The organism is Enterococcus sp. B2E4 (genome assembly GCF_030499455.1).
Lineage (GTDB): Bacteria > Bacillota > Bacilli > Lactobacillales > Enterococcaceae > Enterococcus_D > Enterococcus_D casseliflavus.
Genome location: NZ_JAUKPK010000001.1, coordinates 196,059 through 219,180, shown reverse-complemented (window position 1 = coordinate 219,180; position 23,122 = coordinate 196,059). Strand labels below are relative to the sequence as shown.

23 protein-coding genes and 2 other annotated features are annotated in these 23,122 nt (G+C 44.6%); of the genes, 15 read left to right on the top strand and 8 right to left on the bottom strand.

The window, feature by feature from the left end; genetic code table 11:
- The first annotated feature begins 9 nt into the window (after positions 1–9).
- Complete coding sequence (locus tag Q1X33_RS01085) at positions 10–858, top strand: PRD domain-containing protein (RefSeq protein ID WP_005225719.1); 849 nt, start codon at positions 10–12, stop codon at positions 856–858.
- A gap of 65 nt (positions 859–923) precedes the next feature.
- Here Q1X33_RS01085 and Q1X33_RS01080 read toward each other — a convergent pair whose 3' ends face one another.
- Positions 924–1,289, bottom strand: coding sequence for an HIT family protein (locus tag Q1X33_RS01080; RefSeq protein ID WP_005225720.1), 366 nt, complete (start codon positions 1,287–1,289; stop codon positions 924–926).
- Positions 1,290–1,499: 210 nt separating this feature from the next.
- Here Q1X33_RS01080 and Q1X33_RS01075 point away from each other — a divergent pair, with 210 nt between their 5' ends.
- The 4 genes from Q1X33_RS01075 (at position 1,500) to Q1X33_RS01060 (ending at position 4,372) form a co-directional block, all read left to right on the top strand.
- A complete protein-coding gene (locus tag Q1X33_RS01075) occupies positions 1,500–2,480 on the top strand; it encodes an aldo/keto reductase (RefSeq protein ID WP_005225721.1) in 981 nt (326 codons plus the stop codon).
- A gap of 75 nt (positions 2,481–2,555) precedes the next feature.
- Positions 2,556–2,963 carry a MerR family transcriptional regulator gene (locus Q1X33_RS01070; protein ID WP_034868481.1) on the top strand — a complete coding sequence of 136 codons (408 nt, stop codon included), beginning with the start codon at positions 2,556–2,558 and terminating at the stop codon, positions 2,961–2,963.
- A gap of 60 nt (positions 2,964–3,023) precedes the next feature.
- Positions 3,024–3,584, top strand: coding sequence for an NAD(P)H-binding protein (locus tag Q1X33_RS01065; protein WP_005225723.1), 561 nt, complete (start codon positions 3,024–3,026; stop codon positions 3,582–3,584).
- Positions 3,585–3,748: 164 nt separating this feature from the next.
- Complete coding sequence (locus tag Q1X33_RS01060) at positions 3,749–4,372, top strand: YitT family protein (RefSeq protein WP_005225724.1); 624 nt, start codon at positions 3,749–3,751, stop codon at positions 4,370–4,372.
- Between the two features lie 102 nt (positions 4,373–4,474).
- Here the strand turns inward: Q1X33_RS01060 and Q1X33_RS01055 are convergent, their stop codons facing one another.
- From Q1X33_RS01055 to Q1X33_RS01040, 4 genes are read right to left on the bottom strand one after another with little or no spacing between them, the layout of a single operon-like run.
- Positions 4,475–5,239, bottom strand: coding sequence for an ABC transporter permease subunit (locus tag Q1X33_RS01055; protein ID WP_005225725.1), 765 nt, complete (start codon positions 5,237–5,239; stop codon positions 4,475–4,477).
- Entirely contained in the window at positions 5,236–6,147 is a 912-nt protein-coding gene (locus Q1X33_RS01050) for an ABC transporter ATP-binding protein (RefSeq protein WP_005225726.1), read from the bottom strand. The genes Q1X33_RS01055 and Q1X33_RS01050 overlap by 4 nt, the downstream gene beginning before the upstream one ends.
- A complete protein-coding gene (locus tag Q1X33_RS01045; RefSeq protein ID WP_005225727.1) occupies positions 6,144–6,371 on the bottom strand; it encodes a PLDc N-terminal domain-containing protein in 228 nt (75 codons plus the stop codon). The genes Q1X33_RS01050 and Q1X33_RS01045 overlap by 4 nt, the downstream gene beginning before the upstream one ends.
- On the bottom strand, positions 6,364–7,554 hold the full coding sequence (locus tag Q1X33_RS01040; protein WP_005225728.1) for a helix-turn-helix domain-containing protein: 1,191 nt from the start codon (positions 7,552–7,554) through the stop codon (positions 6,364–6,366). Before Q1X33_RS01040 ends, Q1X33_RS01045 begins: the two co-directional genes overlap by 8 nt.
- 170 nt (positions 7,555–7,724) lie before the next feature.
- Between Q1X33_RS01040 and Q1X33_RS01035 the strand changes: the two genes are divergently transcribed.
- Entirely contained in the window at positions 7,725–8,876 is a 1,152-nt protein-coding gene (locus tag Q1X33_RS01035) for a glycerate kinase (protein ID WP_005225729.1), read from the top strand.
- Positions 8,877–8,950: 74 nt separating this feature from the next.
- Here the strand turns inward: Q1X33_RS01035 and Q1X33_RS01030 are convergent, their stop codons facing one another.
- Positions 8,951–9,289, bottom strand: a complete 339-nt coding sequence (locus Q1X33_RS01030) for a RidA family protein (protein ID WP_005225730.1) — start codon at positions 9,287–9,289, stop codon at positions 8,951–8,953.
- Between the two features lie 268 nt (positions 9,290–9,557).
- Between Q1X33_RS01030 and Q1X33_RS01025 the strand changes: the two genes are divergently transcribed.
- Positions 9,558–12,122 carry an HAD-IC family P-type ATPase gene (locus Q1X33_RS01025; protein WP_005225731.1) on the top strand — a complete coding sequence of 855 codons (2,565 nt, stop codon included), beginning with the start codon at positions 9,558–9,560 and terminating at the stop codon, positions 12,120–12,122.
- Between the two features lie 16 nt (positions 12,123–12,138).
- On the opposite strand, the gene Q1X33_RS01020 is transcribed toward Q1X33_RS01025, so the two are convergent.
- On the bottom strand, positions 12,139–13,590 hold the full coding sequence (locus tag Q1X33_RS01020; RefSeq protein ID WP_301969459.1) for a helix-turn-helix domain-containing protein: 1,452 nt from the start codon (positions 13,588–13,590) through the stop codon (positions 12,139–12,141).
- An 863-nt stretch (positions 13,591–14,453) separates the two neighbouring features.
- Positions 14,454–14,666, top strand: a binding site (T-box leader).
- Between the two features lie 66 nt (positions 14,667–14,732).
- Positions 14,733–14,980: a binding site (T-box leader), on the top strand.
- Positions 14,981–15,038: 58 nt separating this feature from the next.
- Here Q1X33_RS01020 and trpE point away from each other — a divergent pair.
- The 7 genes from trpE to trpA are packed head-to-tail and all read left to right on the top strand — an operon-like array spanning position 15,039 to position 21,447.
- A complete protein-coding gene (trpE, locus tag Q1X33_RS01015; RefSeq protein WP_005225735.1) occupies positions 15,039–16,445 on the top strand; it encodes an anthranilate synthase component I in 1,407 nt (468 codons plus the stop codon).
- A complete protein-coding gene (locus Q1X33_RS01010; protein ID WP_034868485.1) occupies positions 16,426–17,004 on the top strand; it encodes an aminodeoxychorismate/anthranilate synthase component II in 579 nt (192 codons plus the stop codon). Before trpE ends, Q1X33_RS01010 begins: the two co-directional genes overlap by 20 nt.
- Positions 17,005–17,020: 16 nt before the next feature.
- On the top strand, positions 17,021–18,055 hold the full coding sequence (trpD, locus tag Q1X33_RS01005) for an anthranilate phosphoribosyltransferase (protein WP_005225737.1): 1,035 nt from the start codon (positions 17,021–17,023) through the stop codon (positions 18,053–18,055).
- Positions 18,056–18,081: 26 nt separating this feature from the next.
- Complete coding sequence (gene trpC / locus Q1X33_RS01000; protein ID WP_005225738.1) at positions 18,082–18,840, top strand: indole-3-glycerol phosphate synthase TrpC; 759 nt, start codon at positions 18,082–18,084, stop codon at positions 18,838–18,840.
- Entirely contained in the window at positions 18,837–19,484 is a 648-nt protein-coding gene (locus Q1X33_RS00995) for a phosphoribosylanthranilate isomerase (RefSeq protein ID WP_005225739.1), read from the top strand. Before trpC ends, Q1X33_RS00995 begins: the two co-directional genes overlap by 4 nt.
- A complete protein-coding gene (trpB, locus tag Q1X33_RS00990; RefSeq protein WP_005225740.1) occupies positions 19,481–20,674 on the top strand; it encodes a tryptophan synthase subunit beta in 1,194 nt (397 codons plus the stop codon). Before Q1X33_RS00995 ends, trpB begins: the two co-directional genes overlap by 4 nt.
- Entirely contained in the window at positions 20,671–21,447 is a 777-nt protein-coding gene (trpA, locus tag Q1X33_RS00985) for a tryptophan synthase subunit alpha (protein ID WP_005225741.1), read from the top strand. Before trpB ends, trpA begins: the two co-directional genes overlap by 4 nt.
- A 149-nt stretch (positions 21,448–21,596) precedes the next feature.
- On the opposite strand, the gene Q1X33_RS00980 is transcribed toward trpA, so the two are convergent.
- Positions 21,597–22,454, bottom strand: coding sequence for a PhzF family phenazine biosynthesis protein (locus Q1X33_RS00980; RefSeq protein ID WP_005225742.1), 858 nt, complete (start codon positions 22,452–22,454; stop codon positions 21,597–21,599).
- A 114-nt stretch (positions 22,455–22,568) separates the two neighbouring features.
- On the opposite strand from Q1X33_RS00980, the gene Q1X33_RS00975 reads away from it, so the two are divergent.
- Positions 22,569–23,105, top strand: a complete 537-nt coding sequence (locus Q1X33_RS00975; RefSeq protein ID WP_005225743.1) for an AAA family ATPase — start codon at positions 22,569–22,571, stop codon at positions 23,103–23,105.
- Positions 23,106–23,122: the final 17 nt, after the last annotated feature.

Sequence of the window (23,122 nt, the reverse complement as noted above, 5' to 3'; positions counted from 1 at the left end):
CGAGAGTGCATGATTTACATCAAGAAAGTCTTAAATTCAAGTGTCGTACTTGTTGATAAGGAAGGCCAAGAAATGATTGCACTTGGGAAAGGCATCGGCTATGGAAAGAAAGTCGGCGACAGCATAGCCGATACCCAGATCGATCAAGTTTTTCTGCCAATCGATGAAAAAAAATCAGGTCAGTTTGCCGATTTAGTGGATGAGATTCCGTTGTACTATTTTGAAATGACCAAAGAAATCGTCCAGCTGGCGCAAAAAATGCTGCCATATCCGCTAAATTCAACGATTTACCTCACCTTATCGGATCACTTGCACTTTGCTGTAGAACGTCAGCAAAAAGGCTTGAGTGTGACGAATCGGCTCTATTGGGAAATCAAGAATTACTATACAGATGAATTTCGAGCCGCCGAACAGGCACTACGTTTGTTGAAAGAGAAGTATCAAATTGAGCTGCCAGAAGAAGAAGCCTCCAATATCGCGTTTCATTTGATCAATGCCCAGTCGAACACCGAGGAAAATCAAGATGGGTTGAAAAAGGCCAAATTGATCGGGTTGATCGTCAATATGGTGCGCTACTCGATCCAGCAAGACGTCAACACCAATTCGATCCATTACAATCGCTTTATCACCCACGTGCGTTTCTTCGTTGACCGATTCTTTTTGGATGGGCTGCTGCAAGAAGATGATGAAGGACTATACCGTCAAATGTGGGCTCTTTATCCGAATGCTATGGAGATTGCGACAAAAGTCAAAGCCTATATCGATAAAGAATACCAAACGAAGATCCCTGTCAATGAAATCGTCTATCTAGGCGTTCATATCAATCGATTGATGAATCATTCAGCGATCAATTCCTAAGCGTCCTCATTTTAACAAACACAAACAAGCCGTTTCCCTTTGCTGGAGAAACGGCTTGTTTGTGTTTAGTAGGCTTGCTTGTTAGGAATCACGCCTCGAACGCCGCCTTTTGGCTGCTCCACGTCGCCTTGGTAGCGTGGGATCAAATGACAATGGCAATGAAAGACCGTCTGTCCAGCAGCCTCCCCGCAATTGAAGCCGATGTTGAAGCCGTCTGGTCGATAGGTTTCCAATAAATAAGCTTTGCCTTCCTGCAACAAAGCCTGCAAGTCTTGTAATTCCTCTTGGGTGAGAGCAAAATAATCCCTGCGATGCGCTTTGGGGATCAATAGCAAGTGTCCAGGGGTGACGGGGTACTTATCAGCGATCGCATAAAAGCGTTCGTTTTCAATGATCGCATGTTTTGAGGCAGTACAAAAAATACAAGTCAAAATCTTTCGCTCCTTTTTCTCGGCTAGATAGCGTATCAATACTTATCTTTAGTGTACCAAAAGCTGATTTGAAATGAAACGCACGACAAAAAGCATGTCCTTTTGAGTCAATTGACAGTAAAATAAAAAAAAGTTTATAGATTCGCTTGACTTAGAGTGCACTTCAACCTGTATGCTTAGTGTAACTTAAAAAAACAGGAGGACGTACAAATGGACTATGTAAAATTTGGCAATACAGGACTTGATGTGTCACCTTTGTGTTTAGGGACAATGGGATTTGGCGATCCCAACAGCGGGTTTCATGAGTGGGTGTTAGAAGAAGACGACAGTCGTGAAGTCATCAAAAAAGCCTTGGATCTGGGTATCAACTTTTTTGATACGGCAAATGTCTATTCTTATGGAGCGAGCGAAGAAATCGTCGGTCGAGCATTGAATGATTTTGCGCCACGAGATGAGATCGTGGTTGCCACAAAACTATATTCTAAAATGAAACAGCGACCTAACAGTGGAGGCTTGTCCCGAAAAGCGATTTTTTATCAAGTCGAACAAAGCTTAAAACGCCTGCAAATGGACTACATTGATTTGTATATCATCCATCGTTGGGATTACCACACGCCAATTGAAGAAACCATGAAGGCATTACATGATTTGGTAGTTTCTGGAAAAGTACGCTATATCGGCGCATCTGCGATGTACGCTTGGCAATTTGCCAAAGCACAAGCAGTCGCTGAAAAAAATGGCTGGACCAAATTTGTTTCGATGCAAAATCACTTGAACTTGCTTTATCGAGAAGAAGAGCGAGAAATGATGCCCTTGTGTGCCGATCAAAAAATTGCCGTGACGCCATATAGCCCATTGGCTGCCGGACGGTTAACAAGAGATTGGGGTGCAGAGACCAAACGGTACTTAACGGATAAAACCGCCAATCAAAAGTACGACAAAACGATGGAACAAGACCGAGAGATCGTGGCGCGGGTCGCACAGATCGCTGACAAACACCAAAGCAAACGGGCACAAATCGCCTTGGCATGGTTATTACAAAAAGAACAAGTGGTCGCACCAATTATCGGCGCAACAAAAGAAAGCCATTTATTAGATGCATTACCTGCCCTTGATCTAAAGCTGACTGCCGAAGAGATTGCGTATTTGGAAGAGCCTTACTTGCCTCATGCAGTGGTAGGAGCGGAATAACGAGTAACAAAAGGGCTTCTGGCTCGTAGCATACAAAACGATCTAGGAAAAAATGCAAAACAAGGAAGTGAAGCCATGAATATCAAAAAAGTCAGTGAACTGAGCGGCGTCTCAGCTGATACCATCCGTTACTATGAAAAGATTGGGCTGATTCCGCCGGTCAAACGCAATAAAAACGGTGTTCGTGAATTTGATGATGACGACTTAAAATGGATCACCTTTACCAGGCAAATGCGCAACGCTGGACTATCGATTGATGGGCTGAGTCATTACCTGGCTTTATTTGAAGAAGGGCGAGGGACGGTTCCTGAGCGCAAGCAGCTGTTAGCCGAACAAATTGCAGTTTTGCGGGAGAAAATCTCAGATATGACGGAAGCTGTTGAACGTTTAGAATACAAATTGGAACATTACGACGAGCATGTTCTGCCGACTGAAGAACGACTGCGTCAACGCAAAGCCAATCTCGTCAACCAGACTTTATGACAAGCCATTTTTTCTACTCAAAGAACGAGGCTTGAATTTTTCAAAAATGAAAGGGAGCTTATGAAACGACTTGCGATTTTAGGTGCTGCTGGCACGATCGGTCAGCGATCACGGCAAAAACTTTTGGAAAGAACCAATCGACCACTCGTACTCTATGCCCGCCGTGCAACGGAGCGTTTGCATGAGATCGATGCTGCGCGTGAGACGATCATTGATGGTGACTTTCTCGATTTAGGACGACTCGTTCGGGCATTGCAAAGCTGCCAGTCGGTTTTTTTGACGGATATCCATGATCCTCGGGCAACGCTGCGGGTGATCGAGGCAATGAAATTAGCAGAGGTCAACCAATTGATCAGTGTCGCACCCGAAAAAAGACTTTGTACATCGGAGGCATTGAAGCAATTGGCAGACTTAACAGCGCCTTTTCTTGCCCCTGAAAAGCATCAGCTGCTCTTGCAGCAAAAAAATCGCTTAATGTCCTACCAATTGATTGTAGGCTCAGAGTTGGCTGTTCGCTTTGTTCATTTGCCATCAATGGAAGAATGCATGTTACAGCCAGGGGGATGGCAAGAAGCAGTCGCAGAAGAAATGCTTGCGATGTATCACTGCTATACAGCCTAAAGCCTGTGCATTTGTGATGAAAACCAACATGCTTTCTTGAAGTTCAGAATCATTTTTTTCATGTTTTCATGAAAAAAATGGTTCTTTCTTTTGAGCTTTTTTTGATAGAATAGACAGAAGCTTTTATCCATAAAATTAGTTGCCAGATTGAAAGGAGAACGTTGATGGAATCACTTATCAAAAAAAATCTTGCTTTATTGCTTGGGGTGCTGTGGATCTGCATCGCATTAAACTTTTTCCTTTTGCCTCACAGTATTGCTTCTGCTGGTGTCGGGTCGATCGGCTACCTGATCGAAACCGGCTGGTCGATCAATCGTCATATCGTTGTCTGGGGGATTAATTTATTGATGCTGGCATTGGCATTTTTGCTTTTAAAGCGAGAGGTCTTTGTCAATACGGTTATCGGCAGTCTGGCATTTCCCGTTCTTCTGGCGCTTTTACCAGAGATCATGCTCTTGCGTTTTTATTCTGTTTCCTTGATTTTAGGTAGTTTCTTCTTTAGCTTCGGTATTTTTTCACTTTATAAAATCGGTGCTTCCAATGGTGGGGTCACGATTCCGCCGCTGATTTTGGAAAAATACTATGGCATTCGAAAATCTAGTGGTGTCTTTTTAACCAATCTGATCATCATCTTGTTGAATCTCCTGATTTTTTCTTGGCAAGAAGCCCTCATTTCCGCTTTCTCTATCTATTTGATTGCCTTTTTCATGCGCTGCTTTATGCGGATCGAGCAAAAAACACAGGCAAAAAAAGCAGTGAACGTTCAAGAAACAGCAGAACTAGAATAAACTAGCAGAAGCAAACCATCGGTGCAACAGGTAGTGACCCCCAAGAGTTAGACGAAACGTCTACCTACAGGAGGTCAGTACAACATTTGCACCGATGGTTTTTTAATAGTTTCTTTTTCTCAAAACAGCAATAGCCCCCGCTAGGCAGCTGATGATCAATAAGCAACTCAGCAGCAGCGCTGGCAGTAGTTCTCCTAGTTTGATTTGGTTGGTTAAGTAGTTAGGAAATTGGCTAGAAAGAGAATAAGGGTTCCAATTTGTTAATTGGCTCCACAAACTACCTAACAGTCCGATCAGATAACAGACGCCAATAAACAACAAACCTTGATAGATACTTTTAGCAAAGCTGGAGCCTAGCAGCAGGATACTGATTGCTAGTAAACCAAACAGCCAATAGCTGAACAATGCGCTAGGGACTTGAGCAGCGCTGGAATCATCGAAATAAATCATCGTATAAAAAGCACTGACACTGGCACTTAGGAGGTAACTCAAAGACCACAGAATCGTTAAATAGCCAGCTTTGGCACAGACGATCGTCGTTTTCGGTAATCCTTTCGTAATCAGCTGAATAAAGGTCCCTTGGGCTATTTCGGCAGAGAGCGTATCGGTAAAAAGAACCACAAATACCAGCAGACCAATCGTTCCAATATTGTTGTAAAACTGCAGCCATGCATCGATCGCAGTCGGATCAGCAATCGTGACCTCAATCGATTCTGGCATCATACTGGCCATCAAATCGGGCATGATTTTCGCGGTAAAGGGAGAGAGCATACCAATCAGCGCAAACAGAATCAAACAAATCAGCAGTTTTTTGCTGCGAAGACCACCGAGAAATTCTTTTTTTAAGAAAACAAGAAACACCTTCATTTGATCACCTCCAAATAAATCGCCTCTAAAGTCGGTTCGATCCGTTGAAAGGATTCAGGTACTATCTGTTGTTCATTGAGCAATCGCAGCAACTGCTTTCCAACATTCGTGTCGGCAGTTTCGTCGATCAGTAATTGATTGTTCTTTCTTTCTGCCGCAATGCCGTGGGATGCTAACAGATTGGCAAATTTCACATGCTCACCTTCGTTGGTAAAGACGATCCCAAAGGCGGTTTTTCGATAACGTTTTTTTAAGGAATCCATCGGTTCAAACGCCTGGATCTGGCCTTTGTGCAAAATCGCAATGTAATCGGACAGCTGCTCGACATCTGCGAGAATATGGGATGAAAAAAGAACTGTCGTTTCTTCTTTGATTTTAGCCAATACATCAAGAAAGGCCTTGCGACCTAAAGGATCAAGTGCAGAGGTCGGCTCATCACAAATCAAGATAGCTGGTCGGTTGATCAATGCTTGAGCTAATCCAAGACGCTGCTTCATGCCTCGAGAAAAGCCAGCGATTTTTTGTTTCGAAGCTTCCAGGCCTACCAACGCTAAAACTTCCATCACCCGCTGAGGCTGAAAAGGTTCTTGATTGGGCTGGATCTTTCCGCAAAAAGTCAAATATTCTACAGCTGTCATAAACGAGTAAAACTGCGGTACATCTGGTAAATAGCCGATCCAGCGATTGGTCTTGGCTGAGCCGAATTGCACCACTTCGCCGCAAACGGTGATTTCGCCTTCATCAATGGGGAGCAATCCTAAAATCGCTTTCATGGTCGTTGTTTTGCCAGCACCATTTTCCCCGACAAACCCCACAACGCTGCCCTTTGGAACCGAAAAGGTTAGGTCTTGCAGCACTTGCTTGCGCCCAAAACGCTTGGATAAATGGTTGATCTCGATCATCTTCATTGTTGACCCTCTTTTCCGAAAGCAAAATAAAGGATAGGACCGATCAGGCTAACAAAACAGGCGATGAAAAGCCAAAGAAGGCGGGAGCCGAATTTAAACTGTTCTTGTTTTAAAATATCGCGAACCGCCAAGATGATCAGGACCAATTGCAAAACAATCAAGGGGATCAGTACGGGCAAATAATCAGACATATTTTCTGGTATATTTAGTGAAACACTATTCATGTGAAGCCCTCCTTTGTGGCTCATTTTCTTGTTCGGACAGTTTTTGCAGCTGCTGAAATAATTCTTCAAATAGTGGTTGCTTCAGATAAGGTTCAAATAATGGTGTGAACTGCGCGATTTCGAGAAATTGCTTTTTGACATTGTCTGAGTTCCGCGGGATCTGACTGCCTAATTCTAATTCGCTGATCCACTCATCGATGCTGTTGAAATAATCGTCTCCTTTCAAAACGATTTCCTCAGGCGTGTCTGCTAATGTTTTCACATACAGCGTTAATGCTTGCAGCAATAAGCTTTCTTTTCCCAAAGCGGCAAAAGAAACCATCCCAGCGGCTAGAAAATTCAGTAAAGAAATAGGATGCAGCTGGGCCAGTTGGAAGCTCTCGCTGAGTGCCAGCCCACGTGCAAAGGTTTTTTCCAGTTGCTCCTCGTCTTGTGTGAGCATTGCCAAATAATTTGTCAGTAAGCTCATAAAAAGAATCAAGTATTGGTAAATCGCACTTTGCGTCACAATCTCAGCTTGTTGCAACTGATTTTTTTGCTGAAATGCGGCGGCAATCAACGGTTCGCTAGGTAAAAAAGAGAGAGTTTTCGTGCCAAGGATCGCCAAGACCTCATCGGGTTGGTTTCTCATCAGCAGACAATAGGCTTCGATTTGTTGCGCTTGTTGTGCTAACGCATTGTCACCATGCGCAATGATCCGTTGGTAAAGGATTTCTGCTTCTTTCAAATAGGTAGTTTTTTTCGCTTCCATCAAGGCTTCTTCAGAGGGGTGTCCTTCTGAGCTATCTGCTACAGGGACATCTGGCAAAAGATCCCAATGATTTAAGTAAAAGGAGCCCATCTGTAACAAGAACGGGTAACAAGAGTAATACCGTTTGGTAAAACTTTGTGCCAGCGCGAGGACTTCGCTTGGTGTTTTTGTTTGAAAGGCGTCTTTTAGTAATTGATAGATTCGTTGGATCTCTTTAGGAGATAGCTGCGAGTCCAAAATCAATAATTCATCGACACTGCAATCAAAATACGCTGCTAATAAGGGCAGCGAGGTGATATCTGGATAAGACTGTCCCGTTTCCCATTTCGAAACGGATGCTTTGGACACATTCATAAACACTGCTAATTCTTGCTGGGTAATACCTCGTTGTTTTCTTCTCCGAGCGATTTCCTCGCCAATTGGTAAGTCCATAGTGCACCTCCGATAGGTTTGTTTGGTATACTTCTATCATAAGAGGATAAGAGATGACTTACAATGGATTGCTAGTTAATTTTTGGTTGATTTAATTAACTAAAAGTTGATTATAAGGCGAAGTATTCCAATCTTTGGGAAAGAGATGATCGTAAATGAGAGGTAGAAAAATGAAAGTTGTAGCAGCGATCGATTCCTTCAAAGGAAGTGCCACTTCCGCAGAACTAAATCAAGCGGTCTTAAGCGGGTTTTCAGACCAGTGGGAAACACGCAGTATCCCAATCGCTGATGGGGGAGAAGGGTCAATGGCAGCAGTCATTGCTGCGCTGGGAGGCAATTACGAAACGGTTTCAGTGACCGCTCCATTAGGCGGTAAGTTGCAAGCCCGTATGTTGGTCACCAAAATCAAGGAAGAAAAAATTGCCCTGATTGAATCTGCAGAAGTGATTGGGTTGCAACTCGTGGAACCTAGTGACGAGACCACCCGCAATAGCTCTTCTTTTGGTTTAGGCCAAATGGTCTTAGCAGCTTGCAGGCAAGGTGTGAAAAAAATTTACCTGACTCTTGGCGGTAGCGGCACTTCTGATGGGGGCGTAGGCTTTTTACTTGCGCTAGGAGCAACCATTCAAAGAAACGAGCGGATGGAAAACAATCCTTTGCTGCAAGCAGAATCTCTGGCGCTCAGCCAGTTGAACCCTCTGCTTGCACAAATTGACCTGTTTGCATTGGCCGATGTAACGAATCCCTATTTTGGCAATCAGGGATTTGCGCAGGTTTTTGGTCCGCAAAAAGGGGCATCCCAAGAAACGATCCAGCAGTTGGATCAGCAGGCAAAGCGCTTGGCTGAGCACATCAAGCGGACCACGGGGATCGATCTGGAAGTCCCTGGCGCTGGTGCGGCAGGTGGGCTTGGTGGTGCTGTTCGTTTGGCAGGTGGTCAATTGGTTCCAGGATTTGCGACGATCGCTTCATTGATTGGATTTGAGGAAAAAATCAAAGAAGCAGATTTGTTGATCACGGGTGAAGGACGCATCGATGGGCAAACCGCTGGGGGAAAAGTACCCTATGGCGTCGCGTTGCTCGCCCACAAACATCAGGTCCCGGTTGTTGCCATCTGCGGCTCCCGAAGCGACGATCTAGGAAAACTGCCGCAACTACTATCTGCCGTCTTTTGTATCCAGCAAGGTCCGATTTCGTTGACAGAAGCGATGGAGAAAAAGCGAACCTTAGTGAATGCTCAACAGACTGCTCAAGCCATCGCTGGTTTTGTGGAGCAGTGGCAAAAAAAGACTGAATCAGACGCTTCAAATAGGACTGAATAAGAAGATAATACCAAAAAAACTTCGTATTGGCTACTGCCTTTTGTACGAAGTTTTTTTGGTGTTTTTCTCTGTGCTTAAGCCAAGGTAGCTTGTGCATCAATCTCTACTTTAAATTCAGGGGCAACCAAGCCGGCAACGATGACGAGACTCATGGCTGGTTTGTTTTCTGCCAAAATAGTTGTAAACGCCGTACGGACAGCAGCTAAGTAGGCAGCATCTGTTAAAAAGACGGTCATTTTGACCACTGATGACCAAGTCAACTGATTGGCTGATAGAAGCTGTTCGATCTTTTTCAAAACGATGGTTGTTTGCTCTTGCGGGTCCTCAGGTGTGGCTCCGTCTTGCGACGGCGTTTGACCAGAAATGAAAAGAAAAGGTCCTTGAGCGATTTTTGTATCGGTATAGATTGCCATTTCTTTGGCTCCTTTCGTCTATCTTGCCTTTGGATGATGGGACAGATAGAAATTGATTGGGTGTGTCCTAGTTTACTTGATTCCACCTGCAAAAACAATCAACGGACGTTTTCAGTTGGTTGTGTGAAGCCACGAGACCAAGCCGCTCTTCCCCTTTAAGAAAAGCACTCATTTTTTTCAGGCCCCGCTGAAATTATCGCCAGAATTTTATGGTTTCAATGTCTTATACTATGTTCAGATCAAATAAATAAACAAGGAGGAAAAAAATATGAATTGGTACAAAAACACAACAGAAGAACTTTTACACACGTTGCAAACAACACGGCAGGGCCTTTCCTCCGAAGAACGCAACCAGCGTTTAGCAAAGCAAGGTGAAAATAAAATTACTGAGGCAGCGCAGATCCCCACATGGAAGAAAGTCGGCAAGCACTTTACCGACTTACTGATGTTGGTCTTGATCGTCGCAGCCGTCTTAAAAGGGATTTCTGGTGATTATATCGAAAGCGGCATTATTATGGCGGTCGTCGTCATCAATGGATTCGTCGGCTACTGGCAAGAGCGTAAAGCCCAAGAATCACTGGATGGATTGAAGCAGTTCATGGGGCAAGAAGCAACGATTTATGTTCACGGCCGCAAAAAGAAAATTGCTGTTTCTTCCTTAGTAAATGGAGATTTAGTCGTTTTAGGACCAGGAGATGTTGTACCAGCAGATATGCGCTTGATCGAAACCCATGATCTTGTGATTGAAGAGTCGATTTTAACTGGCGAATCTGAGCCTGTTCAAAAAATGACCGAGCCTATTACTCAAGAAAGTACAATTGGTGACCAGCGGAACATGGCGTTTTCTGGTACCCATGTAGAAAGCGGAACTGCCAGCGGGATCGTCGTTGAAACAGGCGACGATACACAAATCGGCCAGATCAATCAAGCAATTCAGTCTGTGAAAGCGCAAGAAACCCCGTTGATCAAAAAAATGAAGCAATTGAATCACCAAATCTTTAAAGGCATTATCGGATTAGTGGTTTTCTTGATCTTCTTTACTACCTTCCGCTACGGCTTTGATCTTGATCTCTTGTTCTCATCAGGTATCGCCTTAGTGGTAGCGATGATTCCTGAGGGCTTGCCAGCCGTGCTGACCATGATTTTATCGATGGGTGTCAAGGAAATGTCTGAGGAGCAAGCAATCATCAAAACGATGCCATCAGTGGAGACACTAGGTGCCATGACGGTGATTTGTTCAGACAAAACAGGAACCTTGACCAAAAATGAAATGACGGTCGTCAATGTTTTAGTTGAGTCAAACGTGGATAAAGCAACGGTGCTTGATATCATGGCAAATTGTCAAGACTTGAAGCAAGACGAAGGACAAAAGGCTGCGGATCTCGTTGGGAACCCAACCGAAAAAGCCTTGTTACAATACGCAGAATCAGCGCAGCAACCATTGCGTAAAACAGTCGATAAGATTCCTTTTAGTTCCTCTTACAAGTACATGGCAACACGCCATCAAAATCAAGAAGAGCCGAATGCCTCGGTAGTTTTTGTCAAAGGTGCGCCCGAAGTGTTGCTTGAGAAAAGCCAACTGACTTCAGATCAAAAGCAATGGTGGTTAGATGAAAGTGCAAAATTAGCAGCGAAAGGGCAGCGGCTGATCGGCTTTGCGCATCTGACGCTGTCGGCACAGGAGTCCTTGTCCCACGAAGGGCTAACCAATTTAACCTTTGTCGGGATCGCTGGTATCATTGATCCTCCGAAAGACAGTGCCATCAAAGCGGTAAAAGAGTGCTTGCAAGCGGGCATCCAAGTCAAAATGATCACAGGAGACCATGGCAAGACCGCTCAAGCCATCGGCAAGCAAATTGGCTTGAAGCACACGAATCACGTGTTGGAAGGGCTAGAAATCGATCTGTTGTCGGAGGAAGAATTGCAGCAAGCAGTCCAAAAGACAGACATCTTTGCTCGAACGACCCCTGAGCATAAATTACGGATCGTTAGTGCTTTGCAGGCGAATGAAGAGATCGTCGGAATGACCGGTGATGGCGTAAACGATGCACCAGCGCTGAAAAAAGCCGATATTGGGATCGCTATGGGGATCAAAGGCAGTGAAGTAACCAAGCAAGCAGCCGATATGGTTTTGGCAGACGATAATTTTCATACGATCGCCAATGCCGTCCGAGTGGGTCGTCGAATCTACGATAATTTGAAGAAAACCATCAACTTCTTCTTACCAACTGCGGTTGCTCAAGGATTGATCGTTATTGCGGCACTCTTGTTGAACCGACCACTGCCACTGACACCTGTCCAAATTTTATGGGTAAATATGGTGACAACGATCACGCTTTCTTACGCACTCGGTTTTGAAAAGGCAAGTGCGGATGTCATGAATCGACCACCACGGCCAATCAAAGAAGGCATCTTGTCTTGGTACAGCTTGTTCCGCATCTTCTACGTCTCGCTGTTGATCATGATTCCTTCTTACGTCTTAGCGGTTCAATTTGAGGGAACGGTCCTTCAGCAAAGCATGCTGCTGCAAAGTATCGTCTTTGCCCAAGCGGTCTACTTGTTGAACTGTCGGGAGCTGGTCAAGCCAGCCTTGAATCGCCAACTGTTTGCCAACCGAGCGCTATTCGTTTCTCTTTCACTGCTGATCGTATTACAGGCAGCGATTTTCCTAACCCCTCTAGGACACCAGCTTTTAGGGATCGGTTCTTTGACCTTGATGCAGCAGTTGAGTATCGCTGCTAACGGCGCACTCCTTTTCGCAGTCGTTGAGGGTGAGAAATTTATTACGAATAAGCTGCAAGGACGGCAAAAAGCCGCTCCAGTGAAGCAGTAGCGGCAGCTTGATGATTCTAGCGATAGCTTAAATAATAGGTTTGGATGAGCTCAGTCACTTGATTGAGCTCATTTTTCGTTGGTACCATCGATAAGTAAAAAACTGGAACAGATACTTCCTCTAAAGGGAAATTTGAGAGAATAAAATCAACCTCGATTTTCGCCAACGCTTCTAGTTGACCAGGCTCGATCGCCGATAAAAGGATGCGGGCACCGAGGAAGTCATTCAATTCTTGCAGGAGATAAGCTTTCCAGGCAGGCTCACCTTGGAAAACAAAATACCCTTTTGCGCGAATGGGATTGATTTGTAAAATCGCTTGTTGGATCAGTAAGGTGGTGGTTGACCATAATGGAAAACTCATTTCCGATTGACTGGCTGTTTGCTCTTCTAAAAAGTCATGGATCGTCGCTTCGATCGGTAGCGAATAGGGTTGATTTAACCGTTGGATCTCGTGAAATTCGAGCCCGAACAGTTCTGAGAGCTTGGCTGACTCTTGCGATTTGATCAAAAGCAACAGTAGATTCTCAATCAGTTGTGTATCACTAGCTAAAGACAACTGCAACAAGCGGCCTAGTTTTCCAACAAAATGGGTCGTTTTCTGATAAATGGTTTGGTAGGATTCAAGGGTTGCTTGGATCGTTGCGGACCAGTCGTTATTGTAGTTCCAACTTTCTAAGAAGCAGTAGAAGCTAAAGAAGTGTTCGCTGCGTTCTAAATAAACGCCTTCTTTTTGATACAGCTGGCTTAATGGCTGTTGGAAAAGGCTATAAAGGGGATCGTCCCCCTGAAATTCAAAGGAATCGATACGGCAATTGGCTTTGATGCGAATCGTATTGATAAAAAACCAGCAGGTACCGTAGATTTGTTCCACTTCGATCTGCAGCTTGGCTTTTGCTAAGCGATCCAAGAAATGATAATAGTGGGACTCATGAATCGTATATTCCTCAAAAAAGTAATTGTTATGGGTGTATGGCAGTAACAGGCGATGAAAAAAAACACGGATGTTGATCTCACTTCCTTCAAAGCGGATCATGCGATTGGTGATCCGAATCCGCAACGAAAAATCAGTGAGACTTTTGTTTAATTTTGTCACATGTCGTCGCAAGGTCTCATAGGATGTCCCTGTTTGGTTAAGAATATCTTGCGTACGGAGTTCGCTGGAAAAAAGCAATGCTTTCATCAAAGAAACACCGATCGATTGAGGGAAAAACGTTTCCCAGAGCTGACTCATCAACAATGGCCCATCATGGGTCAGAGCAAAGCCACTACTGGCAGCTTCGATCTGCCAACCATCAGGCAATTGTTGGCGAATATAGGTTAGATCGGAAAAAACGGTTCGCTCCGTCGTATCGATCAATTTTGCTAGTTGCTTGGCAGTGATCATTTTGTGATTCGCCAGTTGTTCCAAGAGAAGGATCTGACGTAATAAATCCTTCTCCGTAATGATTTTTTTCATCATCCCATCCATGACAAAAACTTCCTTTCCGAGTCTTGAAGGTCAAAAGAGTCACATTGACTGTTTTGATGAAAGACAACTCTTTCGTGTTCTTTTTGATTTTATACGAAAAAGGCAAGTTTTGCTATTTCCAATTCACTGGATGATGTTTTTTTTATTAAAAAAGCTGGGATCGGCAACCTTCTGAGTAACTGTCTAAAGGAATGCGTTTGTTTTATGTGTTTTAACGGTTAGAGGTCTATCATGTGTTCGTATTTCTTCATTCGCAAATACATAGAATAACTTTCTTTCGACAATTTTATTTTTGAGGAAAAAAGACTCTTTTTGCGAGAGGCGTAGAGTTTTCGATGGAGCGCAGAATTGATGATCCATTCAATTTCTGCTTGTTCTTCCTCGGATAATTCGACTTTTTTCTCATTGGATTGAATGAGAGAGTAAGTAAATTCTAAGCAGCTCATTTTATAAATAAAGGTGGAAAAATATAATTTGTCTATGTGCATTTAATCACCCTTTCTTACATTCGGTTCAATCATATAGAAGAATATTTCAAATAACAATTCTGTTTTTTCATGATGTTATGAAAATTTTGGATAAATGTCGATTTTTTGGCAAAATTATAGCAAAGCTTTCACTCTTTGATCTTCACGTAAGGGTTATAAAAAAAACAAATATTATTTAAATGGAGTAGCAGCTATAATTAAGTACGCTGAAAGAAGTGAAGGAGATTTTTGTCCAAAAGAATGTCTTTTTATTTTGGTTAAGGCAACCCATTGTAGGTTGTTTTCTTGTATTGTCAAAAGGAGACAAAAAAAGAAAATTCGCTTTTTTCTGTTGACAGATCAGCAAAAGCCACGTAATATAGCTACCAATAACTAGTAAAGACCAAACAAAAGAGAAGTATGAGGACGTTCGTCTTGCAGAGAGCTGATGGTGGTGTAAATCAGCAGATTGACGCTTCAGAAATGGACTTTTGTGTCGAAAGGCTGAAATCAGTAGGCTTTTTTCGGGATCTCCCGTTACAGAGAACGATCGTTGATAGACGATCTAGAGAACCAATTGAGGTGGCACCGTGAGTAATCGCCCTCATGCAGACGAGTTTGTTTGCATGAGGGCTTTTTTGTTTTTCTTGCCCTTCAACCAATAAAAAAATAAACGTAAAATCAAACTAAGAGAAGTACTTGAGTCTTTTTTGGTTACAGAAAGTCGGCGGTGATGAGAGTCCGATACCAAGAAATCAAGGAAATGGCCTTAGCCGATCATTTTTTGAACCCTTTTTTTGGCAGTAGGAAAATGCGGGAACTCCCGTTATAGAGGAAGACCGTTGTTAGACGGTTGATAGAGAAGAAGTTGTTTTTTTAGGCAACTTTCAATTGAGGTGGTACCGCGGTCATTCGCCCTCAAGCAGACGTTTTTATGATGTTTGCTTGAGGGCTTTTTGTTTACAAAGAAAGGAGCAGCTTATGTATCGAATGGAACGAATCAACAGCGATTGTTTGACACCTGTCTCAGTGTTTTTACGGATTCAAGGGGCGCATAAATGTTTACTGGAAAGTATTCCCAGAGAAGAAGATACGGGACGCTATTCGATCCTCACCTTTGATCCTGTTCAGAAACTGACCTTTAAGGATGGTGTTTTTCAAGTGGAGGATCTTTTGGAAAAAACGGTCAACAAGTATCCCTGTCAGGACCCTTTAAAAGAAATGGAACGGTATGTAGTCAAAAAAGAAATCACCGCTTTATCGGATCTGCCGTTGCAAAGTGGGGCGATCGGGTATGCGGGCTATGATATCGCAGCTTGCTATGAAGACATTGGACAACTGCCAACAGATGAATTGCAGGTGCCTGATATGGCCTTTTGGCTTTTTGAAACCTTTCTCGTTCTGGACCATCAAAGGGAAACCTTGACCATCATCCTTGAAAATTGCTACAGCCAAAGGGGGACCGCCGAGATGAAGCGGGCACTCCAAGCGGTGCAGCAGCAATTAAGGACACCGGTCGCAGCTGAGACCCGTGGGTTATCGAATGAAAAGCTGCATTTTACAAGTAATGTTACCCAACATGCCTATGAAACGATCGTTCGTGAGGCAAAAGCCCGAATTACGGCAGGGGATATGTTTCAAGTGGTTCCTTCCCAACGTCTGCAAGCAGCATTTACGCAAGATCCTTTTGACTATTACCGAAAACTGCGAGTGACGAATCCGTCTGCCTACCTCTATTATCTTGATTTCGATCACGGATTCAAAGTGATCGGCAGTTCACCTGAAAGCTTGATTCGGGTTCAAGGAACAACGATCACCACAAATCCAATCGCTGGTACACGCAAACGAGGGGCAACCAAAGCAGAAGACGAAGCTTTGGCGGCGGAACTATTAGCAGATGAAAAAGAACGTGCAGAGCACCAAATGCTGATCGATCTGGGGCGCAATGATTTGGGCCGAATCGCTGAACATGGCACGATTCATGTTCCTTTATACATGGTGATCGAGAAATACCGCTATGTCATGCATATCGTTTCGGTGGTGGCTGCCAAGCGCAGAGCAGGTGTGACGGCAATGGATGCCTTGAAAGCAACCCTGCCAGCAGGCACGGTCAGCGGGGCACCAAAGATTCGTGCCATGACTCGCATCTATCAATGGGAAGCTGTTCGAAGAGGGGTCTATGCGGGAGCCGTTGGGTATTTTTCTCGAAATGATCAAGCGGATTTTGCCATCGGGATTCGGACAATGGTATTGAAAGACGCGATCGCTTATGTCCAGGCAGGGGCAGGTGTCGTTTATGATTCTGATCCCTCATCTGAATACCACGAAACCTTACACAAAGCCAAAGCACTATTGGAGGTGTCAGCCAATGATCTTACTCGTCGATAACTATGATTCGTTTACTTACAATCTTCTCCAGCTCTGTCCAGAAGAAACAGTCGTCTTGCGAAATGATGATCCAGACCTTTTCCTTGTTGCTGAAGAAGCAGAAGCCATCATTTTTTCCCCCGGACCAGGACGTCCCGCAGAGGCAGGATTCATGATTCCTTTGATCAAAACATATCACAATAGCAAGCCGCTTCTAGGGATCTGCTTAGGTCATCAAGCCATTGGAGAAGCGTTTGGTGCCAAAGTGGTCCAAGCACCAGCCATTATGCACGGCAAGCAATCGAGCCTTACGTATCAGAAAAAAGGCGTATTCGAAACCTACCTAGGAGACATGACTGTCATGCGCTATCACTCGCTGGTCATTGAGCCAGCGACCCTTCCTGCACAATTTGAGGTATTGGCTGAAACAAAAGGGATCATCATGGCGATCCAGCATCGACAAAAGCCGATCGTAGGCCTTCAATTCCACCCTGAATCAATGGGGACAAACGAAGGGGCGTTTTTTATCCAACGGTTTCTTGAACTCATTTCAGAGAAATCAGCAAAAAGCAGCAAATGAAAAAGGAGGAACATTTATGGAAGCAGTCAAAATTCAGCAGCCGCAGCAAATCACCCAGCAGCTTTTTAATGGCAGTCATTTAAGTTATCAGGAGATGCGCCACTTTGCTCAAGGAATTTTAAGCGGGATCTTTTCAGAAAGTCAATTGGGGGCAGCGTTAGTTGCGATGAAGATCAACGGCATCACAGCCGCCGAATTGACCGCTTTAGCGGAAATCATGTTAGAGCATGCCGTGACCATTCCTTATGAAGGAGGAGACGCCATGGATAATTGCGGTACTGGCGGCGACCACTCCAATAGTTTTAATGTCTCCACTACGGCTGCTTTCGTGTTAGCAGCTGGGGGAATCACGATGGCAAAACACGGCAATCGCAGTATCTCTAGTCGTTCAGGCAGTGCCGATGTCTTAGCCTGCTTGGGGGTATCGATCCAAGCATCACCAGAAAAAATCGCTGAGCTATTAACGACTGTCGGCATCGCGTTTCTCTTCGCTCCCTCGTTGCATCCAGGCATGAAAGCAGTGATGAAGATACGGCAAGAATTAGCAACGCCAACGATTTTTAATCTATTAGGCCCCTTGATCAATCCTGTTCCGTTGAATACGCAACTGATTGGGACTTACGCAGGCGAGAGCTTGGCCGACACCGCTCAGGCGTTAGGCAGTCTTGGTCGGCAAAGAGCAATGGTGATCCATGGATGCAATGGAATGGATGAAGCCAATTTGGCAGGTGAAACTGCGATCAGCTTTTATCAAGGAGGAGAGGTAGCCAATTTTTCTTTGGATCCACAAGCGTACGGCTTTACGCCAGCGCCGATCAAGGCGATCGTCGGTGGGGATGCCGCTCAAAATGCAGCGATCTTAACTGCGGTGTTGAAAAATCAACCCTCCGTTTATCTAGAAACGGTGGTCTTAAATGCAGGGTTAGGTTTTTACGCTAACGGCAAAGCCGCCACGATAGCGGAAGGGTTTGCGATGGCACGGGCGTGTATCGCTTCGGGCGCCGCCTATGACAAACTGCAGGAGTTGATCCGCCAGTCAAATAGTCAATAATTACGAAAGCTGTAAGGAGGAGAATCATGGATTTTTTAGAAACGATCATCCAGAAAAAAGTTGAAGAAGTTGCCGCGATGCCACAAGAAACCGAAAAGGTCGTAGCGAAACGCCCATCATTTTATCAGCAAGTCAAGGACCGACCACAAAAGATGCACCTCATTGCTGAAATCAAGCGTGCTTCACCCTCAAAAGGAGACATTAACCAAGCGATCGACCCAGTCACGCAAGCGCAAGCTTATGAAGCCGCGGGTGTCAGCGGAATTTCCGTTTTGACCGACCAGCAGTTTTTCAAAGGCTCGCTGGCAGATCTTGAAGCAGTCAGTAAGGCTGTTTCGGTGCCTATACTATGCAAAGACTTCATTATCGACAAAAAACAATTGATTCGCGCCAAGAATGCAGGTGCCAGTATCGTTTTATTGATCGTGGCTGCGTTAGAGCCAGCCCGTTTCGTCGCGCTGTATCAAGAAGCCGAAGCACTAGGGTTGGAAGTACTCGTTGAGACTCATAATGCGGCTGAATTTCAACACGCCCAAGCATTAGGTGCCAAAATCATCGGCGTCAACAATCGTGACCTAAAAACTTTTGACGTTTCCTTGGATGTCAGTGTTGCTTTAGCACCTCAGCCATCAGAGGCGGTTTATATCAGTGAATCTGGTATTCGAACTGCCGCAGATGTGCTGCAGCTTGCACCGTTTTATCATGGAGTCCTCGTTGGAGAAACGTTGATGAGAAGCCATCGAATTGCTGAAACAGCGGCAGATTTGCAGGTGAGCCGCCGATGACCAAAGTGAAAATTTGCGGACTCACCGAACGCCTGCATGTCGAAACTGCCATCAATGCAGGAGCAGATTACCTTGGCTTTGTTTTTGCCGAAAGCCGTCGGAGAATCGATCCGACCCAAGTCCGCAAGATAACGGAGCAAGTACCCGAAAATGTAGGGAAAGTCGGGGTTTTCGTTTCTCCAAGTGTTGAAGAAGTGCAAGCGGCAATTCAAGCCGCCCAACTAACAGCGATTCAGCTCCATGGAAAGGTTCTGCCATCTTTGCAAACAGCCATTCAGAAGGGGGTTTTTGCTCATCAAAAGATCGCAGTGATCCAAGCCTTTGATGGAGAAGCAGAGACTTTAGAGCAAGACTTTCTGAGCTGCGATGCAGATTTTGGTTTATTGGACGCTCCAGTAAGAGATCACCCTTATGCTGGTGGCAACGGCCAGTCCTTTGATTGGCAAAAAGCGGCGAGAGAACCGTTGCCGTTGTCTGAGCGATTTTTTATTGCTGGCGGGTTGCACGCGGAAAATGTAGAAGAGGCGATCCAGCTTTTTAGGCCTTATGCTGTCGATGTTTCTTCAGGCGTTGAAACCCAGGGCAAGAAAGACAGTCGGAAAATCGAACAATTTATTCATTTAGTAAAGGAGAAAAAAAGATGACTCAGTATCCCACAAAAACAGGATTTTATGGTTCTTTTGGCGGACAGTTTGTGCCAGAGACATTGATGTATGCAGTCAAGCAATTGGAAACTGTCTATCGTGAAGCACAAACGGACGCAAGTTTTCAAGCTGAATTACAGGAATATTTACAAGAGTATGTAGGAAGAGAGACCCCCCTTTATCATGCCCAGCGCTTGTCACAACACTTAGGCGGTGCCAAAATTTATCTGAAGCGAGAAGATTTGAATCATACGGGTGCCCATAAAATCAATAATGCACTTGGCCAAGTCTTATTAGCAAAACGGATGGGGAAAAAGAAAGTGGTAGCAGAGACCGGTGCTGGGCAGCATGGCGTCGCCACAGCAACTGCGGCCGCGTTGTTCGGTATGGAATGCACGATTTTTATGGGCGCGGTAGATGTTCAGCGGCAAGCACTAAACGTCTTTCGAATGGAATTGTTGGGAGCAAAAGTGGTTTCAGTCACATCAGGCAATCAGACATTGAAAGATGCTGTCAATGAAGCGCTGCGCTACTGGGTCGCAACCGTCGAGGACACTCATTACGTGATGGGTTCGGTACTCGGTCCGCATCCTTTTCCAGAGATCGTTCGAGATTTTCAAAGTGTGATTGGGAGTGAGACACGGCGGCAACTATTAGAAAAAGAAGGACAACTGCCAACGACAGTCGTTGCTTGTGTTGGCGGCGGCAGCAATGCGATGGGAATGTTTTACCCTTTCATCAACGATCAAACCGTTCGTTTGATTGGCGTTGAAGCAGCTGGAAAAGGCGTGGATACTACCGAGCATGCGGCGACTTTGACGAAAGGCAGTATCGGTATTTTACATGGTACCAAAATGCATTTGCTGCAAGACGATGATGGGCAAGTGATTGAACCCTATTCGATTTCAGCTGGTTTGGATTATCCGGGGGTCGGTCCCGAGCATTCTTATTTGAAGGAAATTGCACGTGCGGAGTATTTCGCGGTCACTGATGAAGAAGCTGTTGACGCCTTTTATCTCTTGTCTCAAATCGAAGGCATTATTCCCGCTTTGGAAAGTGCTCATGCCGTTGCCTATGCTTTAAAGTTAGCGCCAACGATGACAGCAGAAGAACGCTTAGTGATCTGTTTGTCTGGGCGAGGGGACAAAGATGTTCAACAAATCAAAGATCGGAAAGGGGAAGCGAAATGACCAGCAAAACATTGACGATGAAACTAAAAGAGCGCCAAAAACAAGGCAAGCCTTTGTTTGTACCTTATATCATGGCGGGTGCCAACGGACTGGAACGCCTGCCAGCAGAAATCGAACTGTTGACGACACATGGCGCAGCCGCCATTGAAATCGGCGTGCCCTTTTCAGACCCAGTCGCAGATGGAGCGGTCATCCAAGCAGCTGGAATGCAGGCATTAGCCAATGGCACCACTTTAAAAAAGATCATTGCTGCGCTGCAAACGATCCATTCTGAGGTTCCACTGGTATTGATGGGGTATGCCAATTCATTCTTTCATTATGGGATTGAACAGTTAGCAAATGAGTTAAAAACGACAAATGTGAAAGGGTTGATTATTCCAGATTTGCCTTTTGAACATCGATCGCTAGTAACGCCTACGTTTGATGCGGCGGATCTCGCGCTGCTCACACTGGTCTCTTTGACCAGTCCTCCAGACAGAATTCAGACGCTGATCGAAGAAGCGGAAGGATTCGTTTATGCTGTGACAGTGAACGGTGTCACTGGAGAAGATCGCCAATACAACGAACAGCTGGATCAGCATTTGCAAGCCATTTCGGAAAAAAGTCCGATTCCTGTACTAGCTGGTTTCGGGGTCTCGACCCACGCAGACGTGCAGCGCTTTGCTCGAGTGTGCGATGGGGTAGTGATCGGTTCAAAAATCGTAGCAGCCTTACAGAACGAGCCACTGCCTAAAGTCAGTGAGCTGTTAGCAGAACTTGTCGGTATTTCATAGAAAATCAAGGTGAAGGAAAGAACCCGAGTTGGGTTCTTTTTTTTATGAGAAAACTAGTATTCGAGATACTGATGGGCTGCTAGGAAAAAAGAGCACGCTGTGTGAAGAGGAAAAAAAGGCTGATGGAAGATCAGCCTAAATTGTTGTGATTATGCCAGTGTATCGGTGTCGATGGTGACTGTCTCGCAAAAATGCCCTCTGCCCCCAACGTAAACACGATGGATTTCCTTTCGCGAGGACGTAGCTAGTTTGACAAAGATTTCAGAAGGTTCACCTAAATTGCTGCCTTGTTCAAAGCGATACACTTCTTTTTCAAGGGAACACTTTTGATGCAAGAAGCAAGCCAAAGCGGCATTGGAAGTACCTGTGGCAGATTCTTCATTGATGTCAAATAATGGGGCAAAGTTACGGCAAACGATTCGTTCTTTTTCCATTGCATATAAGTGCATGCCAACTACTTGTTGCAGCGCACTTACTTTTTTTATTTCCTCAAAATCAGGTGCAACATGCTGCAACTGGGCCGTTGTTTTGATTGGAACAAGGATATCTTTTAATCCTGTAGAAACGATTTGAATAGGAATTTGATCATTGATAGCATTGGTATCGAAACAGTCAGCTAATTGTTCTAGTGAAAGGACATCTGAAAACAGCGGTTTGTTCTGTTCCATGAAAATGACACCGTCTTTGATGGTGATCGACAAACGTCCGGCGTTGGTGTCGATGCGATACTGTTGCTTGGAAAGTTTGTTCAAATATGACAATAGAGCAAAGGAAGCAATTGTTGCATGTCCGCATAAGTCAACTTCTTCTTTTGGTGTAAAATAGTCAAATCGGAAATCGGCCTCCGGGGATTTCGATAAAAAAGCTGTTTCTGAAAAGCCTAACTCTTTTGCGATGGCTAACTTTTGTTGTGGTGTAAGGGGCTGTTCCAGCAAAACGACTCCAGCCTTGTTGCCACCTGTTTGATTTTTACTAAACCCGCTTGCGATATATACCGTTATCTCCATAGGACACCTGCTTTCTTTATTCTTGTCAAGCATAGCATAATTTTTGCAGGGGGAGGATAAGAAAACGGATTGGTTGAGCGTGTTATACTGAAGGTACGACAGAGGAGGGACTTCATGAAGAAAGGGAAAGTAATTGTAGTCAGTGGTGTTACAGCGTCCGGCAAAACGACATTGGTTCGTGAATTGAGTAGATTGGCAGATGGAATAGTGATCTCCTTTGATGATTATAGTATCGATGCATTGCCCTCAGCACCATCTTTTGATTATTTTTTACAAGATCCCCGCGCAGCGATCAATCAATATGACATCAGTCTGCTACTGAAAGATCTGAAGAGAGCGATGCTACTTTACCCAATCATTTTTGTGGACTTTCCCTTCGGATATGAGCACCAAGATTTGCGTCAGTTGATCGATACGGTGATTTATTTGAAAACACCACTAGATATTGCTTTTGCTCGTCAGATTAAACGGGATTATACGAACGAATCAAAAGAAGTGATTTTGACTTGGGCAGATACTTATCTTTCCTATGCAAGGGAGCTATTTGTTTTACACGAACAGATCATTGCTGAAACAGCCGACTATGTACTGGATGGTGCTCGACCAGCTGATCAGCTAGCAGAACAAGTAAAGTATTATCAAGTATTTTAAGAAGCGCTTTTAAGTAA

Bases quoted from the DNA above. Each gene is read 5' to 3' on its own strand.
- Q1X33_RS01085 (WP_005225719.1), top strand. From the start codon at position 10: ATGATTTACATCAAGAAAGTCTTAAATTCAAGTGTCGTACTTGTTGAT.
- Q1X33_RS01075 (WP_005225721.1), top strand. From the start codon at position 1,500: ATGGACTATGTAAAATTTGGCAATACAGGACTTGATGTGTCACCTTTG.
- Q1X33_RS01070 (WP_034868481.1), top strand. From the start codon at position 2,556: ATGAATATCAAAAAAGTCAGTGAACTGAGCGGCGTCTCAGCTGATACC.
- Q1X33_RS01065 (WP_005225723.1), top strand. From the start codon at position 3,024: ATGAAACGACTTGCGATTTTAGGTGCTGCTGGCACGATCGGTCAGCGA.
- Q1X33_RS01060 (WP_005225724.1), top strand. From the start codon at position 3,749: ATGGAATCACTTATCAAAAAAAATCTTGCTTTATTGCTTGGGGTGCTG.
- Q1X33_RS01055 (WP_005225725.1), bottom strand. From the start codon at position 5,239: ATGAAGGTGTTTCTTGTTTTCTTAAAAAAAGAATTTCTCGGTGGTCTT.
- Q1X33_RS01050 (WP_005225726.1), bottom strand. From the start codon at position 6,147: ATGAAGATGATCGAGATCAACCATTTATCCAAGCGTTTTGGGCGCAAG.
- Q1X33_RS01045 (WP_005225727.1), bottom strand. From the start codon at position 6,371: ATGAATAGTGTTTCACTAAATATACCAGAAAATATGTCTGATTATTTG.
- Q1X33_RS01040 (WP_005225728.1), bottom strand. From the start codon at position 7,554: ATGGACTTACCAATTGGCGAGGAAATCGCTCGGAGAAGAAAACAACGA.
- Q1X33_RS01035 (WP_005225729.1), top strand. From the start codon at position 7,725: ATGAAAGTTGTAGCAGCGATCGATTCCTTCAAAGGAAGTGCCACTTCC.
- Q1X33_RS01030 (WP_005225730.1), bottom strand. From the start codon at position 9,289: ATGGCAATCTATACCGATACAAAAATCGCTCAAGGACCTTTTCTTTTC.
- Q1X33_RS01025 (WP_005225731.1), top strand. From the start codon at position 9,558: ATGAATTGGTACAAAAACACAACAGAAGAACTTTTACACACGTTGCAA.
- Q1X33_RS01020 (WP_301969459.1), bottom strand. From the start codon at position 13,590: ATGGATGGGATGATGAAAAAAATCATTACGGAGAAGGATTTATTACGT.
- trpE (WP_005225735.1), top strand. From the start codon at position 15,039: ATGTATCGAATGGAACGAATCAACAGCGATTGTTTGACACCTGTCTCA.
- Q1X33_RS01010 (WP_034868485.1), top strand. From the start codon at position 16,426: ATGATCTTACTCGTCGATAACTATGATTCGTTTACTTACAATCTTCTC.
- trpD (WP_005225737.1), top strand. From the start codon at position 17,021: ATGGAAGCAGTCAAAATTCAGCAGCCGCAGCAAATCACCCAGCAGCTT.
- trpC (WP_005225738.1), top strand. From the start codon at position 18,082: ATGGATTTTTTAGAAACGATCATCCAGAAAAAAGTTGAAGAAGTTGCC.
- Q1X33_RS00995 (WP_005225739.1), top strand. From the start codon at position 18,837: ATGACCAAAGTGAAAATTTGCGGACTCACCGAACGCCTGCATGTCGAA.
- trpB (WP_005225740.1), top strand. From the start codon at position 19,481: ATGACTCAGTATCCCACAAAAACAGGATTTTATGGTTCTTTTGGCGGA.
- trpA (WP_005225741.1), top strand. From the start codon at position 20,671: ATGACCAGCAAAACATTGACGATGAAACTAAAAGAGCGCCAAAAACAA.
- Q1X33_RS00980 (WP_005225742.1), bottom strand. From the start codon at position 22,454: ATGGAGATAACGGTATATATCGCAAGCGGGTTTAGTAAAAATCAAACA.
- Q1X33_RS00975 (WP_005225743.1), top strand. From the start codon at position 22,569: ATGAAGAAAGGGAAAGTAATTGTAGTCAGTGGTGTTACAGCGTCCGGC.